This window comes from Streptomyces sp. NC-S4 (genome assembly GCF_054353315.1).
This window is the reverse complement of sequence record NZ_CM135937.1, coordinates 1171054-1184028: the sequence shown is the minus strand read 5'-3', so window position 1 is coordinate 1184028 and position 12975 is coordinate 1171054. Positions and strand designations below refer to the sequence as shown.

General features: G+C 72.7%; 12 protein-coding genes. 8 read left to right on the top strand and 4 right to left on the bottom strand.

Going from position 1 to position 12975, the window contains the following annotated elements; genetic code table 11:
* Positions 1 to 6 precede the first annotated feature (6 nt).
* Positions 7 to 915 carry an alpha/beta hydrolase fold domain-containing protein gene (locus ACXNSR_RS04905; RefSeq protein WP_458640909.1) on the bottom strand — a complete coding sequence of 303 codons (909 nt, stop codon included), beginning with the start codon at positions 913 to 915 and terminating at the stop codon, positions 7 to 9.
* A 213-nt stretch (positions 916 to 1128) separates the two neighbouring features.
* Between ACXNSR_RS04905 and tdh the strand changes: the two genes are divergently transcribed.
* The 4 genes from tdh to ACXNSR_RS04885 all read left to right on the top strand — a co-directional run bounded on the left by tdh (position 1129) and on the right by ACXNSR_RS04885 (position 6563).
* The gene (gene tdh / locus ACXNSR_RS04900) at positions 1129 to 2157 is read left to right on the top strand and encodes an L-threonine 3-dehydrogenase (RefSeq protein WP_458640908.1); all 1029 of its coding nucleotides are present in this window, start codon (positions 1129 to 1131) and stop codon (positions 2155 to 2157) included.
* Between the two features lie 146 nt (positions 2158 to 2303).
* Positions 2304 to 3512 (top strand): glycine C-acetyltransferase, encoded by a 1209-nt coding sequence (locus ACXNSR_RS04895; RefSeq protein WP_458640907.1) that lies wholly within the window; start codon positions 2304 to 2306, stop codon positions 3510 to 3512.
* A gap of 48 nt (positions 3513 to 3560) precedes the next feature.
* Complete coding sequence (locus ACXNSR_RS04890; protein ID WP_327387049.1) at positions 3561 to 4475, top strand: LysR family transcriptional regulator; 915 nt, start codon at positions 3561 to 3563, stop codon at positions 4473 to 4475.
* 138 nt (positions 4476 to 4613) lie between these two features.
* Positions 4614 to 6563 carry a S41 family peptidase gene (locus tag ACXNSR_RS04885; RefSeq protein WP_458640906.1) on the top strand — a complete coding sequence of 650 codons (1950 nt, stop codon included), beginning with the start codon at positions 4614 to 4616 and terminating at the stop codon, positions 6561 to 6563.
* 67 nt (positions 6564 to 6630) lie between these two features.
* On the opposite strand, the gene ACXNSR_RS04880 is transcribed toward ACXNSR_RS04885, so the two are convergent.
* Positions 6631 to 7410, bottom strand: coding sequence for a DeoR/GlpR family DNA-binding transcription regulator (locus ACXNSR_RS04880; RefSeq protein ID WP_458640905.1), 780 nt, complete (start codon positions 7408 to 7410; stop codon positions 6631 to 6633).
* Between the two features lie 189 nt (positions 7411 to 7599).
* On the opposite strand from ACXNSR_RS04880, the gene ACXNSR_RS04875 reads away from it, so the two are divergent.
* Genes ACXNSR_RS04875 through ACXNSR_RS04865 form a run of 3 tightly spaced genes read left to right on the top strand, consistent with a single transcriptional unit; the run spans position 7600 to position 9897 of the window.
* Positions 7600 to 8502 carry an SIS domain-containing protein gene (locus ACXNSR_RS04875; protein ID WP_458640904.1) on the top strand — a complete coding sequence of 301 codons (903 nt, stop codon included), beginning with the start codon at positions 7600 to 7602 and terminating at the stop codon, positions 8500 to 8502.
* Positions 8499 to 9335, top strand: a complete 837-nt coding sequence (locus ACXNSR_RS04870; RefSeq protein WP_458640903.1) for a class II fructose-bisphosphate aldolase — start codon at positions 8499 to 8501, stop codon at positions 9333 to 9335. Before ACXNSR_RS04875 ends, ACXNSR_RS04870 begins: the two co-directional genes overlap by 4 nt.
* Before the next feature lie 22 nt (positions 9336 to 9357).
* A complete protein-coding gene (locus tag ACXNSR_RS04865) occupies positions 9358 to 9897 on the top strand; it encodes a hypothetical protein (RefSeq protein WP_458640902.1) in 540 nt (179 codons plus the stop codon).
* A 33-nt stretch (positions 9898 to 9930) separates the two neighbouring features.
* Here ACXNSR_RS04865 and ACXNSR_RS04860 read toward each other — a convergent pair whose 3' ends face one another.
* Entirely contained in the window at positions 9931 to 10482 is a 552-nt protein-coding gene (locus ACXNSR_RS04860; protein ID WP_458640901.1) for a DinB family protein, read from the bottom strand.
* Between the two features lie 124 nt (positions 10483 to 10606).
* Between ACXNSR_RS04860 and ACXNSR_RS04855 the strand changes: the two genes are divergently transcribed.
* Positions 10607 to 11797 carry an acyl-CoA dehydrogenase family protein gene (locus ACXNSR_RS04855; RefSeq protein WP_458640900.1) on the top strand — a complete coding sequence of 397 codons (1191 nt, stop codon included), beginning with the start codon at positions 10607 to 10609 and terminating at the stop codon, positions 11795 to 11797.
* Between the two features lie 40 nt (positions 11798 to 11837).
* On the opposite strand, the gene ACXNSR_RS04850 is transcribed toward ACXNSR_RS04855, so the two are convergent.
* Entirely contained in the window at positions 11838 to 12971 is a 1134-nt protein-coding gene (locus ACXNSR_RS04850; protein ID WP_458640899.1) for a COG1470 family protein, read from the bottom strand.
* Between the last annotated feature and the right edge of the window lie 4 nt (positions 12972 to 12975).

Sequence of the window (12975 nt, the reverse complement as noted above, 5' to 3'; positions counted from 1 at the left end):
GTGACCTCAGAGCTCCGCCGTCGACCTGATCAGCTCGACGATCCGCTCGCGCGCCGCGCGCCCCTCCGGCACGGGCAGCAGCGGGTACCCGTGCGGCAGCCCCGCCGCCTCGTGGAACTCCACCTCGGCCCCGTCCGCGCGGGCCCGGCGCAGCAGCTCCCGGCTGTCCGTGGTCAGCACGTCCCGGGTCCCGGTGAACACCGTCATCGGCGCCAGGCCGGCGAAGCCGCCGTGCAGCGGGCTCACCCGGGGATCCTCGGCGTCCAGGGTTCCCGCGTACAGCCGCCCGGCCTCCTGCAGCCCCGGACGGGCCAGCAGCGGATCGGCCGCCTCGATGGCCGCCTGGTCCGGATGGCTCATCGTCACGTCCAGCCACGGCGAGATCAGCACGATCCGGGACGGCTGGTCCCCGGTGCGGTCGCGCAGTCGCTGCGCGGCCGCCAGCGCCAGCCCGGCCCCGGCGGAGTCCCCGATCAGCACCGTCCCGCCGGAACCGCCGCTCGCGATCAGACCGCTCAGCAGGTCGGCGGCGACCGGGACGGTCCGGTCGGCGGTACCGCGCGGAGCGAGGATGTACGCGGGTACGACCACCCGCGCCCGCGCCTGCGTGACCAGGGTCCGGATCAGCGCCCAGTGCGGGCGCTCGAGCTCGTGCACGTAGCCGCCGCCGTGCACGTACAGCACGTGGGCCGCCGGCTCCGCCCCGAGCGGGGAGACGTCGTACACCGGCCAGGCCCCCACGAAGGTCCGCGAGATGTCGGCGACCCGCCCCAGCGACCGCGGCGGCAGATGGGAGGCCGGCCGACGGGCGGATTCGGCCACCCGGGACCGCACGGCCTCCGCGCTCGCGTACCGTCTTCGCCGGCCCACCGCGATCAGCGCCGCCGACAGCGCCCTGCTGCGCAGACTCGGCACGCTCCTCACCTCCCCTTTTCCCCTCGCGCCGTCTCCAGCGCGAGCCCCTTCCCCGTCACGGGAGGAGCATAGGCGTGAAGCTGCGCTGTCGACCCTTTTAAGAAAGTCTCGATGGACTGATCACCGCACCGATCGGCAGATTGGTGCACGTCACCGCCGCCGTTCGGGCCCCTCCGCCCGCGGCGTACCCTTCCGCATGCCTGGAGCCACCCCATGAAGGCACTCGTCAAGCACAAGGCAGAACCCGGCCTGTGGCTCATGGACGTCCCCGAGCCCGAATACGGCCCCGGCGACGTACTGATCAAGGTGCTGCGCACCGGCATCTGCGGGACCGACCTGCACATCCGCTCCTGGGACGGCTGGGCGCAGGGCGCGGTCAAGACCCCCCTCGTCCTCGGCCACGAGTTCGTCGGCGAGGTCGCGGCGCTCGGCGCGGACGTCCAGGACATCGAGGTCGGCGCGCTGGTCAGCGGCGAGGGCCACCTGGTGTGCGGCAAGTGCCGCAACTGCCTGGCCGGCCGCCGTCACCTGTGCCGCAGCACGATCGGGCTCGGGGTCGGCCGCGACGGCGCCTTCGCCGAGTACGTGGTGCTGCCCGCCCAGAACGTGTGGGTCCACCGCACCGCCGTGGACCTGGACGTCGCCGCGATCTTCGACCCCTTCGGCAACGCCGTGCACACCGCGCTGTCCTTCCCGCTGGTCGGCGAGGACGTGCTGATCACCGGCGCCGGCCCGATCGGGATCATGGCGGCGGCCGTGGCCAGGCACGCCGGTGCCCGCAACGTGGTCATCACCGACGTCAGCCCCGAGCGCCTGGAGATCGCCCGCAAGGCGGGCGCCACCCTCGCCGTCAACGTCGCCGAGTCCTCGATCGCCGAGGCGCAGGCCAAGCTCGGCCTGCGCGAGGGCTTCGACATCGGTCTGGAGATGTCCGGCCGTGCCGAGGCCATGCGCGACATGATCGACAACATGACGCACGGCGGCCGGATCGCCATGCTGGGCCTGCCGGCGCAGGAGTTCCCGGTGGACTGGGCGAAGGTGGTCACCTCGATGATCACGATCAAGGGCATCTACGGCCGCGAGATGTTCGAGACCTGGTACGCCATGACCGTACTGCTGGAGGGCGGGCTCGACCTGAGCCCGGTCATCACCGGCCGCTACTCGCACCGCGACTTCGAGGCCGCCTTCGACGAGGCGGCGACCGCCCGCAGCGGCAAGATCATCCTGGACTGGACGGCGTAGCCCGACCGCCCGTCCGCCACACCCGACGAACCATCTCCCTCCGGGCCGGGCCCCGCACACCCTCCCCCCTCCGCGGGGCCCGGCCCCCTCCCTCGTCGCCTTCCGTCGCCCTCCGTCGCCCTCCGCCGCACAAGGAGAACCGCACCATGTTCGAGACCGTCCGCGAGGACCTGCGCTCCACCCTCGACGAGATCCGCGCCGCCGGCCTGCACAAGCCCGAGCGCGTCATCGGCACCCCCCAGAACGCGGCGGTCGCCGTCACCTCGGGCGGCACCGCCGGCGAGGTGCTCAACTTCTGCGCCAACAACTACCTGGGGCTGGCCGACCACCCCGAGGTCGTCGCCGCCGCGAAGGACGCACTGGACCGCTGGGGCTACGGAATGGCCTCCGTCCGCTTCATCTGCGGCACCCAGGAGGTGCACAAGGAGCTGGAGGCGCGGCTCTCGGCCTTCCTCGGCCAGGAGGACACGATCCTCTACTCCTCCTGCTTCGACGCCAACGGCGGCGTCTTCGAGACCCTGCTCGGCGCCGAGGACGCGGTCATCTCCGACGCCCTCAACCACGCCTCGATCATCGACGGCATCCGCCTCTCCAAGGCCCGCCGCTTCCGCTACGCCAACCGCGACCTGGCCGAGCTCGAAGCCCGCCTGAAGGAAGCCACCGAGGGCGGCGCCCGCCGCAAGCTGATCGTCACCGACGGCGTCTTCTCCATGGACGGCTACGTCGCCCCGCTCGCCGAGATCTGCGACCTGGCCGAGCGCTACGACGCCATGGTCATGGTCGACGACTCCCACGCCGTCGGCTTCGTCGGCCCCGGCGGCCGCGGCACCCCCGAGCTGCACGGCGTTATGGACCGCGTCGACATCATCACCGGCACCCTCGGCAAGGCGCTGGGCGGCGCCTCCGGCGGCTACGTCGCGGCGCGCGCCGAGATCGTGGAGCTGCTGCGCCAGCGCTCGCGCCCGTACCTCTTCTCCAACTCCCTCGCCCCGGTCATCGCGGCCGCCTCCCTCAAGGTCCTCGACCTGCTGGAGTCGGCCGGTGACCTGCGCGAACACCTCGCCGCCAACACCGCGCTCTTCCGTACGAAGATGACCGAGGCCGGCTTCGAGATCCTGCCCGGCGACCACGCCATCGCCCCGGTCATGATCGGCGACGCGGCCGAGGCGGCCAGGATGGCGGAGCTCCTCCTGGAGCGCGGCGTGTACGTGATCGGCTTCTCCTACCCGGTGGTGCCGATGGGCGCGGCGCGCATCCGCGTCCAGCTCTCCGCGGCCCACTCGACGGCCGACGTCGAGCGCGCGGTGGCCGCCTTCATCGACGCCCGCGCGGCCCTCGGCACCACTGGGGTCTGAGGGGAACGCGAGGTCGGAGGGGGCCGTGCACCCTGAGACAATGGTGGGGTGATCGACCCCCGCCGGCTGCGCATCCTGCGGGCCGTGGCGGACCACCGTACGGTGACCGCCGCGGCCGCAGCCCTGTACCTCACCCCCTCCGCCGTCTCCCAGCAGCTCGCGGCGCTGGAGCAGGAGACGGGCCACGCGCTGCTCACCCGCAGCGGCCGGGGCGTACGGCTCACGGCGGCCGGTGAGATCCTCCTCGGCCACGCGCACGAGGTGCTCGCGCAGCTGGAGCGGGCGGAGGCGGAACTCGCGGCCTACGCCGGCGGTTCGGCGGGCGAGGTCACCGTCGCCGCCTTCGCGACGGGCATCGCGGAAGTACTGGCCCCGGCCATCGCGAGGCTCGCGCTGGAACGGCCCGGCATCCGGCTGCGGGTCCGCGACGCGGAGGGTGACCAGAGCCTGCCGCAGCTGCTGGACGGCGAGGCGGACCTCGCGCTCGCCGTCGAGTACCGGGGCGGCCCGGGGGCCGACGACGCGCGGCTGTCCGTCCTCCCCCTGTACGCGGAGCCCTTCGACGCGGTCCTGCCCTCGGGGCATCCACTGGCCGATCTGCCCGCGGTGTCGCTGGCCGACCTGTCCGACTCGGACTGGGTGGGCCAGTACCCCGGCAACCCGTGCCACGACGTGACGCTGCTCGCCTGCGAGCTGGCGGGTTTCCAGCCCCGGCTCGTGCACTCCTCGGACGACTTCCGCGCCGTGACGGCGCTGGTGGGCGCGGGTGCCGGAGTGGCCCTCGTCCCGCGCTCGGCCCTGCGCGGCATGGACCTCAAGGAGGTACAGGTCCGCCCGGTCACGGGCCCGGCGGCCACCCGCCGCGTCTTCGCGGCCACCCGCCGCGGCGGCGAGACCCACCCGCTGATCGCGCCCGTCCTGGCCGCCCTGGTCCGGGAATCGGAGCGGCTCCCGGCCCACTGAGGGAGTCGGCGGCAGGGCGAATGGTTTCGCCACACGCCTGTACGGGTGAACTCCGGCGCGCGCTCTGTCGGGGGCCGGCCGCACGGTCGAAGACTGTGCCCCGAGCCGTAGGAGCCCCACCCCGACCACGGAGGCATCATGGGCCGCCCCGCCGCCGACACCCCCGACACATCCGACACCCCCGTCCCCGCCGACACCGCGCCCGACTACCTCAAGCAGACGGCAGAGGTGGTCCGTGAGCACCTGGCAGCCGCCACCCAGCTCGCAACCTTCCTGAAGGACGCGGGCACCCTCACCCTGGAGCAGCGGAAGCTCCTCGTCGACCAGGCGCTGGTGCTGCTGGAGCAGAACTACGTCCATCTGCCCCTGAAGATCGCGATGCACGCGGTCAACCCCGTTCAGCGGCTGCGCCTGATCCGCCGGCAGCTGGAGCAGCAGACGTCGGCCACCATGCCGCCCGAGTGGATCTTCCACGCGGAGATGTCGAAGGTGTTCAACTCGGTGCGGGACCTGCACACCAACTACCAGCTGCCCGCGCCGTTCGCGAAGAAGATCGCCTTCCTGCCCTTCCTGGTCGAGGAAGCGACCGACGAAGCGGAGCCGCGCTTCCTGGTCACCCTCGTCATGCAGGGCTTCTCCAAGCCCGGTTTCGCCCCGGGGGCCCGGGTCACCCACTGGAGCGGCGTTCCCATCGAGCAGGCCGTCGAGCTCAACGCCGGCCGGTTCGCCGGCGGCAACGCGGCTGCGCGCCGCAGCCGGGGCATCGAGTCGCTGACGGTGCGTTCGCTCTCCGCCCACCTGCCCCCGTTCGAGGAGTGGGTCACCGTCAGCTACGTCGGTACCGACGGCGACAAGCACGAACTGCAGGTGGACTGGCAGATCGTGGACACCTTCGGGGAGCAGGCCGGACCCGACGGTGAAGAGGCGCTGGCCCTGGGAGTGGACTACGAGTCCGAGGAGATCAGCCGGGCCAAGGTCATGCTCTACGTCCCCCACGTCATCGAGCAGCAGCAGGCGGTGGCCGCGGGGGAGTCCCCCCGGTCCGCGGCGGGCGAGCTCGCGAGCACGATGCCCGAGGTGTTCACGGCCCGTTCCGTCGAGACCCCCTCGGGGCCCTTCGGCCACATCCGCATCCACACCTTCATGGTCGACAGATCCGGCCCCTTCGTCGCGGAGTTCGTCCGGCTCATCGGGGCCCTTCCGCAGAACGGCCTCATCGTCGACGTGCGGGACAACGGCGGCGGCTCGGTCCTGGCGGCTGAGCGCACCCTGCAGACACTGACGCCACGTCACATCACTCCGGAGTCTTTCCAGTTCATCAACACACCGCTCAACCTGCAGATCTGCCGGAGCAGCGGGGACCTGGAACCGTGGGTGCCGTCGATGGAGCAGGCGGTCGAGACCGGGGCCACGTTCTCCGCCGCCCTGCCCCTCACCCCGGAGGGCCTGGCCAACGACACCGGCCAGAAGTACTTCGGCCCGGTCGTCCTCATCACCAACGCCCGGTGCTACTCCGCCACCGACATGTTCGCCGCCGGCTTCCAGGACCACCGGATCGGGACCGTGCTCGGCGCCGACGACAACACCGGGGCCGGCGGCGCCAACGTCTGGGAACAGACCGACTTCCTGCGGGACTTCCCGCTCGTCGCCTCGCCCTACCGGCCGCTCCCCAACGGAGCGGGCATGCGCGTGTCGATCCGCCGGTCCCTGCGGGTCGGCGACCGGTCCGGCACGCCCCTGGAGGACCTGGGCGTCGTGCCGGACGTGCGTCACAAGATGACCGCCCGGGACCTGCTCGAAGGCAACGCCGACCTCCTGGCACGAGCCGGTGAACTGCTCGCGGCCCAGCCCGTGCGGGAGCTGAACATCGCCAACGTCGCGCGCGCCGACGGATCGCTGCGCCTCAGGCTGACGACCACCAACATCGACCGCGTCGACGTCTACCTCGACCGGCGTCCCGGCGCCTCCGTGGACGTCCCCGACGGCCAGGCCGACGTCACGGTCACGGGCGCCACGGCCGCCCGCTCGATGCGGGTCGAGGGCTACGCCGTGGGCGAGCTCGTCGCCAGCCGCACCATGTCGCTGTAGGCGCGGGCGGGGCGGGTGACCGGCCCGGCCTGGTCCGGCCCGGTCACCCGCCCCGCCCGCCCGTCGCTCACACCGTGACCACGTCCACCCCGGCCGCGCCGAAGGCCCGGGCCACCGCCGGGGCCAGGCCCGTGTCCGTCACCAGGACGTCCACCGACGAGGTCGCGCAGATGCGCGCGAACGCGCGGACGCCCAGCTTGCTGGAGTCGGCCGCGACGACCACCCGGCGGGCGCGCTCGCACAGCAGGCGGTTGATCGAGGCCTCGTCCTCGTGGCGGGTCCCCGCGCCGTCCACCGGGTCGAAGCCGTCCACGCCGAGCACCGCCGTGTCCACCGCGAGCTGCCCCAGTACCTGCTCGGCGAGCGGGCCGGTCAGCTCGTACGACTGGGGGCGGGCCACCCCGCCGGTCAGTACGATCTTGAACTGCGGCCGGATCACCAGCTCGCCCGCGATGTTGAGGGCGTTGGTCACCACGGTGAGCGCCGGCGAGCCCTGGGCCAGGTCCGGGCGCCCGGCCAGCGCGCGCGCCACCTCGGTGGTCGTGGTGCCGCCCGTCAGGCCGATCACCTCGCCCGGGTTGATCAGGGCCGCCACCGCCTCGCTGATCCGGTGCTTCTCGGCGGCGCGGCGCGAGGTGCGGTAGCGCAGAGGGAGTTCGTACGAGACCCCGTGCAGCACGGCTCCGCCGCGCGTGCGGACCAGCAGCTGCTGTTCGGCGAGCTGGTCGAGGTCGCGGCGGATGGTCGCGGCGGACACGCCGAGGGCCTCCGCCGCGGGTTCCACCTCCAGCTCGCCCCGTTCCACGAGCAGGTCCAGCAGTGCCTGCCAGCGCTCCTTGCGGGTCATCGGCCGCCCCCTTCGGTGTTCTTCGACATGCGTCCCACGGTGTTTCCCGGCGGCCTCCATCGGCCCACCCGGCGACACTAACTCAGCCGCTCCGACCTCAAATGCTTGAAGTTGCGTGAAACCGACAGCTACCTTGCAGGAAAACGCAATCAGTGCATTCAGACCCGCCTGCCGCACGAGGGAGCCTGTATGAGTCACGTCGCGTACGAGTTGGGCACGCAGCCCGCATGCTGGGAGCGGGCCGCCGAACTGGCCCCGGCCCGGCGGGCGGTGCTCCCGCAGCCGGGGGAGCGCACCGCGATCGTCGGATGCGGGACCTCGTACTACATGGCCCAGGCGGCCGCCGTGCTCCGCGAGGAGGCCGGACAGGGCGAGACCGACGCCTTCCCCGCCTCCGAGTTCCCGCGCCACCGCCGCTACGACCGGGTCGTCGCCCTGACCCGGTCCGGCACCACCACCGAGGTGCTCGACCTGCTGGCCGGGCTGCGGGACGCGGGCGTGCCCACGACCGCGGTCGTCGGCGATCCGGCCACCCCGGTGATGACCGCCGCGGACGAACTGGTCGTCCTCGACTTCGCCGACGAACAGTCCGTCGTGCAGACCCGGTTCGCGACCACCGCCCTCACCCTGCTGCGCGCCCACGTCGGGCTCCACACCCCTTCCGTGGTCGCCGACGCCCGCACCGCCCTCGCCGAACCGCTGCCCGCCGACATCGGCGGCCGGGGCCAGTTCACCTTCCTCGGCCGCGGCTGGAGCGTCGGACTCGCCCACGAGGCCGCGCTGAAGATGCGCGAGGCCTCGCTGTCCTGGGCCGAGTCCTACCCGGCGATGGAATACCGGCACGGACCCATCAGCGTCTCCGGGCCCGGCACCGTCACCTGGTCGCTCGACGAGGCTCCCGACGGGCTCGCCGAACAGGTGCGCGCCACCGGCTCCCAATGGGTGCCCGGGCGGCTCGACCCGCTCGCCGAACTGGTCCGCGTGCACCGCCTCGCCCTCACCGTCGCCGCCCACCGGCAGCTGGATCCGGACGCGCCGCGCAACCTCACGCGCTCGGTGATCCTCACCACCGGCGAGGAGGCGGTCCGATGAGCCTGGTCCGGGCCGGCGACCTGGTCCTGGAAGCAGCCGCGGCCGGCCGGGCCGTCGCCGCCTTCAACATCATCACCCTGGAGCACGCCGAAGCCGTCGTGGCCGGGGCCGAAGCGGCCGGCCTGCCCGTCATCCTCCAACTGAGCGAGAACGCCGTGAAGTTCCGCGGCGGTCAGCTGCTGCCCATCTCCCGGGCCGCCGGCGCGTGCGCGGAGGCCGCCGGGGTCCCCGTCGGCCTGCACCTCGACCACGTCAAGAGCCCCGAGCTGCTCCGGCAGGCGTGCGACGCCGGATACAGCTCGGTGATGTACGACGCCGCGCAACTCCCGTACGCCGAGAACCTGGAGGCCACCCGGTCCGCGGCCGACTGGGCGCACGCCAACGGGCTGTGGATCGAGGCCGAGCTGGGCGAGGTCGGCGGCAAGAACGGCGCCGCGCCGCTCGACCCGCACGCGCCCGGCGCCCGTACCGACCCCGACGAGGCCCGGCGGTTCGTCGCCGACTCCGGGGTCGACGCCCTCGCCGTCGCCATCGGCAGCAGCCACGCCATGACCAGCCGGACCGCGGCCCTGGACCACGCGCTGCTGGCCCGGCTGGCCAAGACCGTGGACGTACCGCTCGTCCTGCACGGATCCTCCGGGCTGCCGGACGCCGAGCTCGCGGCGGCCGTCGCGGGCGGCATCCGCAAGGTCAACATCGGCACCGCCCTGAATGTGGCGATGACCGAAGCCATCCGTACCCACCTGACCCCGGCCGACCCCCGGCCGTACCTGACGGCGGCCCGTACGGCGATGACGGCGACGGCGAAGGCTATGATCGGCGCCCTGAACTGACGGGCGACAGGGGGCGGCGATCATGGACACACGGCGGGGACGTACCGATCGCCGCCGGTTCCTGCTGATCGCCGGCCTCCCGCTGCTGACGGTGGGCGGGGGCATGACGTACCTCCTGTGGCCGCGGTCGCCGCGCCGGCCCGAGGTCCGCACCGACCTGGAGCCGCTGAACCGCAGGCTCGGGCCGTTCCTGGGCGAGCTGACCGACGCGCACTGGCTGGGCTACGACATCGACGGGCCGGGTGGCGACCGGAGCATCCCGGGCCCCGACTCCCGGATCCGGGTGGTCGGCGTCGCCCACCTGCCGGCCGGCGGCGCGGCCGCGATCACCGGCAGACCCGACCACGCCTTCGCCGCCGCGGGCGCGCCGGCCGACCTGCCCGCCGCGCTGAAGGAGCACCTGCCCGCCGCCGCGTCCTGGCAGCACAGCGCCGGGTTCGACGCGTACGCGAACGGCCGGGGCGCTGCCGGCCCGGCCTCGGACGGAGTCCCCTCGGGCCGGTACCTCTTCGACACGGCCCGCGACCTCGTCCACTTCGACGTCCTGTACCTCTTCACCTGACGTCGGGGGCGGGGCGAGCGGCTCGCCGACCCCTCAGATGCCGATGGCCCCGTCGATCCGCTCGCGCAGCAGGTCGGCGTGCCCGTTGTGCCGCGCGTACTCCTCGACCATGTGGATCAGCACCCAGCGCAGCGACACCCTGCCGCGCCACTCGTCGACGCCTTCGACGTCCAGATCGGGTGCCTCGGCCACGAAGCCCTCGGCGAAGGCCACTTCGGTGCGCCACGCCTCCCAGACCGCTTCGACCGCCGCGGGATCGAACAGGGCTCCGTCGAAGTCCCCGTCGGGATCCTCCGCCGAGGAGAACAGGGGCGGTGCGTCCTGCCCCGCCAGGACCTGCCGGAACCAGTGGCGCTCCACATCGGCCAGGTGCCGGACCAGGCCGAGCAGGGAGAGCGTGGACGGCTCCACCGACCGGTACGCCAACTCCGCGCCCAGGCCTTTGCACTTGAGCTCCAGGGTGGCGCGGTGATCCGCCAGGAAGGCGACCAGCATCCGCCGCTCGTCACCGGTGGCCGGGCCGCTGAAGCGGCCGTCCCGCTCGGGTTCGACGAAGAATTCCGCTCTGCTGCGTGGGCTCGTCATGGTCGCGATTATGAACGCCGGCCCCGAACGGGCGCACCCGGGTCCTTCCGAATTCTTGTAACAGGTTCTACTCTGACCGCCGCCACCACAGCGACCGGCTGGACCGCGAGACCCGGAGGGGCCCGTGCACCTCGAATACACGCCCGAGCAGCAGCAGTTGCGCACTGAACTGCGCGCCTACTTCGCCGAGCTCGTGCCGCAGGACGTCTACGCCCGCTACGAGGACCCGGCCGCCCAGAAGCGCTTCTACCGGGACACCATCCGACGGCTCGGCGCCGACGGCTGGCTGGGGGTCGGCTGGCCGAAGGAGTACGGCGGCCGCGGGATGACGGCGATGGACCAGTTCATCTTCTTCGACGAGGCAGCGCAGGCGGTTGTACCGCTGCCGCTGATGGCGCTCAACACGGTCGGGCCGACCATCATGCAGTTCGGCACCGACGAGCAGAAGGCGTACTTCCTGCCGAAGATCCTCGCCGGGGAGATCGACTTCGCCATCGGCTACAGCGAGCCCGACGCAGGCACCGACCTCGCCGCCCTCAAGTGCAAGGCCGTGCGCGAGGGCGACGAGGAGACCGGCACGTACGTCGTCGACGGACAGAAGATCTGGACCACCAACGGAGACACCGCCGACTGGGTCTGGCTCGCCGTGCGCACCGACCCGGACGCCCCGGCCCACAAGGGCATCACCATGCTCCTGGTCCCGACCTCGGACCCCGGCTACTCCTGCACCCTCATCAACACCCTCGCCTCGCACGACACCACCGCCAGCTACTACGAGAACATCCGCGTCCCGGCGAGCCGTCGCGTAGGCCAGGAGAACAGGGGCTGGCGCCTGATCACCAACCAGCTCAACCACGAACGCGTCACCCTCGCCGCACACGGCACGATGGCCATCCGGGCCCTGCACGACGTCCAGCGCTGGGCCGCCGCGACGAAACTCGCCGACGGACGCCGGGTCATCGACCTCTCCTGGGTCCGCGGCCGTCTCGCGCGCACCCACGCCCGGCTCGACGCGATGAAGCTGCTCAACTGGCAGATGGTGGGCGCGGTCCAGAACGGCACCCTCACCCCGCAGGACGCCTCCGCGGTCAAGGTGTACGGCTCGGAGGCCCGCCGGGACGCGTACGCCTGGCTGATGGAGATCGTCGGCGCGGCCGGCTCCCTCAAGGACGGCTCCGCGGGCGCGGTCCTGCACGGCGAGCTCGAACGCGGCTACCGCAGCGCCGTGATCTTCACCTTCGGCGGGGGCAACAACGAGATCCAGCGCGAGATCATCTCCTGGATCGGCCTCGGCATGCCGCGCGTACGCCGCTAGGTCACTGTGACAACAGACGGAGGCCGTGGAGGGGACGCTCCTACGGGAGTGCGCCGCCTGCCTGCGCTTCGTGGGGGTCGTCGGCGGGCGGGGTCCCGGCGCGCAGTTCCCGCCGCAGGGCGCGCAGCGCGGTACGTTCCCCCGCGCGACGCCGCAGCCAGGCACGCCGTCGCTTGCGCGTGATGACGAGGAGAAGGCCCAGGGCGAGGAGGCCGCCGATGGTGAGGGTCGCGGTGAGCCAGGGGAAGTAGGACAGGCGGACCGTGTTGCTGTCCACGGTCTTCGCCGCGCCGCCGGGAACCGAGGCGGTCACCGAGGCGGTGACCGCGCGGCGGCCGAGAGCGGGGAGGCCGGCGAGGCGGCCGGTGATGGTGGCGCTGCCGCCGGGGATCACGTAGATCCCCGTGGGGGTGAGCGGGACGGTACGCGCGGAGCCGCCGCCGCTGATGTTCAGCGTTCCGGCGAGGGTGTAGAGGACGTTGCCCGTGTTGCGTACGGTCACCGTGAACTCCTCGCCGCCGCTCGCAGGCCGGTGTTCCAGTTCCGTGAGGGAGACCTGGAGGTCGGCGGTGCCGGGGACGGTGACCTCGACCAGCCGGGCGATACGGGTCTCGGTGTTCACGCCGCCGCTGACGGCGGGGGTGCGCAGCGCGGTGACCAGGCTGCCGAGGTAGCTGCCCGGCGGGGTGCCGTCGGGGACCGCGAGGGAGAAGCGAACCGTGGCCCTGCTCTTCGGCCGCACGGTGACGGTGGCCTCGGAGTCCAGCTTCAGCCAGGCCCCGACCGCACGCATCTGCCGGCCTTCTTGCGCGGGGGCCAGGCCGCCGCCGGCCGCGTTGGCGACGTCGGCACCGTAGAGGTGGAAGGTCCGGGCCTCGTCGCTCTCGTTGTAGATGACCGCGGAATCCTCGATCCGGGCGCCGGCCTTCAGCGCGTACCCGAAGTGCCCGCCGGTCAGCGTCGTCAGACCGTAGAGCCCGGCCTGCACGCCGAACGGCGCCCCCGCAGCCGATTCGGGTGGAGCGGGCGACGGTACGGGGGCCGGCGCTGCCTGCGCGCCCGGCGCCGGAGCGAGAGCGAGCACGAGACCCGTGAGGAGGAGGCACCACAGGGCAGGGAACCGTGCCCGGTGGGTGGCGGTGGCGCCGCCCCGGGCGCGCAGACAGCTGGTCATGGGA

What these genes read in the sequence shown, in the direction of transcription:
- ACXNSR_RS04895 (WP_458640907.1), top strand. Translation starts at nt 2,304, where the DNA reads ATGTTCGAGACCGTCCGCGAGGACCTGCGCTCCACCCTCGACGAGATC.
- ACXNSR_RS04875 (WP_458640904.1), top strand. Translation starts at nt 7,600, where the DNA reads ATGAGTCACGTCGCGTACGAGTTGGGCACGCAGCCCGCATGCTGGGAG.
- ACXNSR_RS04870 (WP_458640903.1), top strand. Translation starts at nt 8,499, where the DNA reads ATGAGCCTGGTCCGGGCCGGCGACCTGGTCCTGGAAGCAGCCGCGGCC.
- ACXNSR_RS04885 (WP_458640906.1), top strand. Translation starts at nt 4,614, where the DNA reads ATGGGCCGCCCCGCCGCCGACACCCCCGACACATCCGACACCCCCGTC.
- ACXNSR_RS04880 (WP_458640905.1), bottom strand. Translation starts at nt 7,410, where the DNA reads ATGACCCGCAAGGAGCGCTGGCAGGCACTGCTGGACCTGCTCGTGGAA.
- ACXNSR_RS04865 (WP_458640902.1), top strand. Translation starts at nt 9,358, where the DNA reads ATGGACACACGGCGGGGACGTACCGATCGCCGCCGGTTCCTGCTGATC.
- tdh (WP_458640908.1), top strand. Translation starts at nt 1,129, where the DNA reads ATGAAGGCACTCGTCAAGCACAAGGCAGAACCCGGCCTGTGGCTCATG.
- ACXNSR_RS04860 (WP_458640901.1), bottom strand. Translation starts at nt 10,482, where the DNA reads ATGACGAGCCCACGCAGCAGAGCGGAATTCTTCGTCGAACCCGAGCGG.
- ACXNSR_RS04850 (WP_458640899.1), bottom strand. Translation starts at nt 12,971, where the DNA reads ATGACCAGCTGTCTGCGCGCCCGGGGCGGCGCCACCGCCACCCACCGG.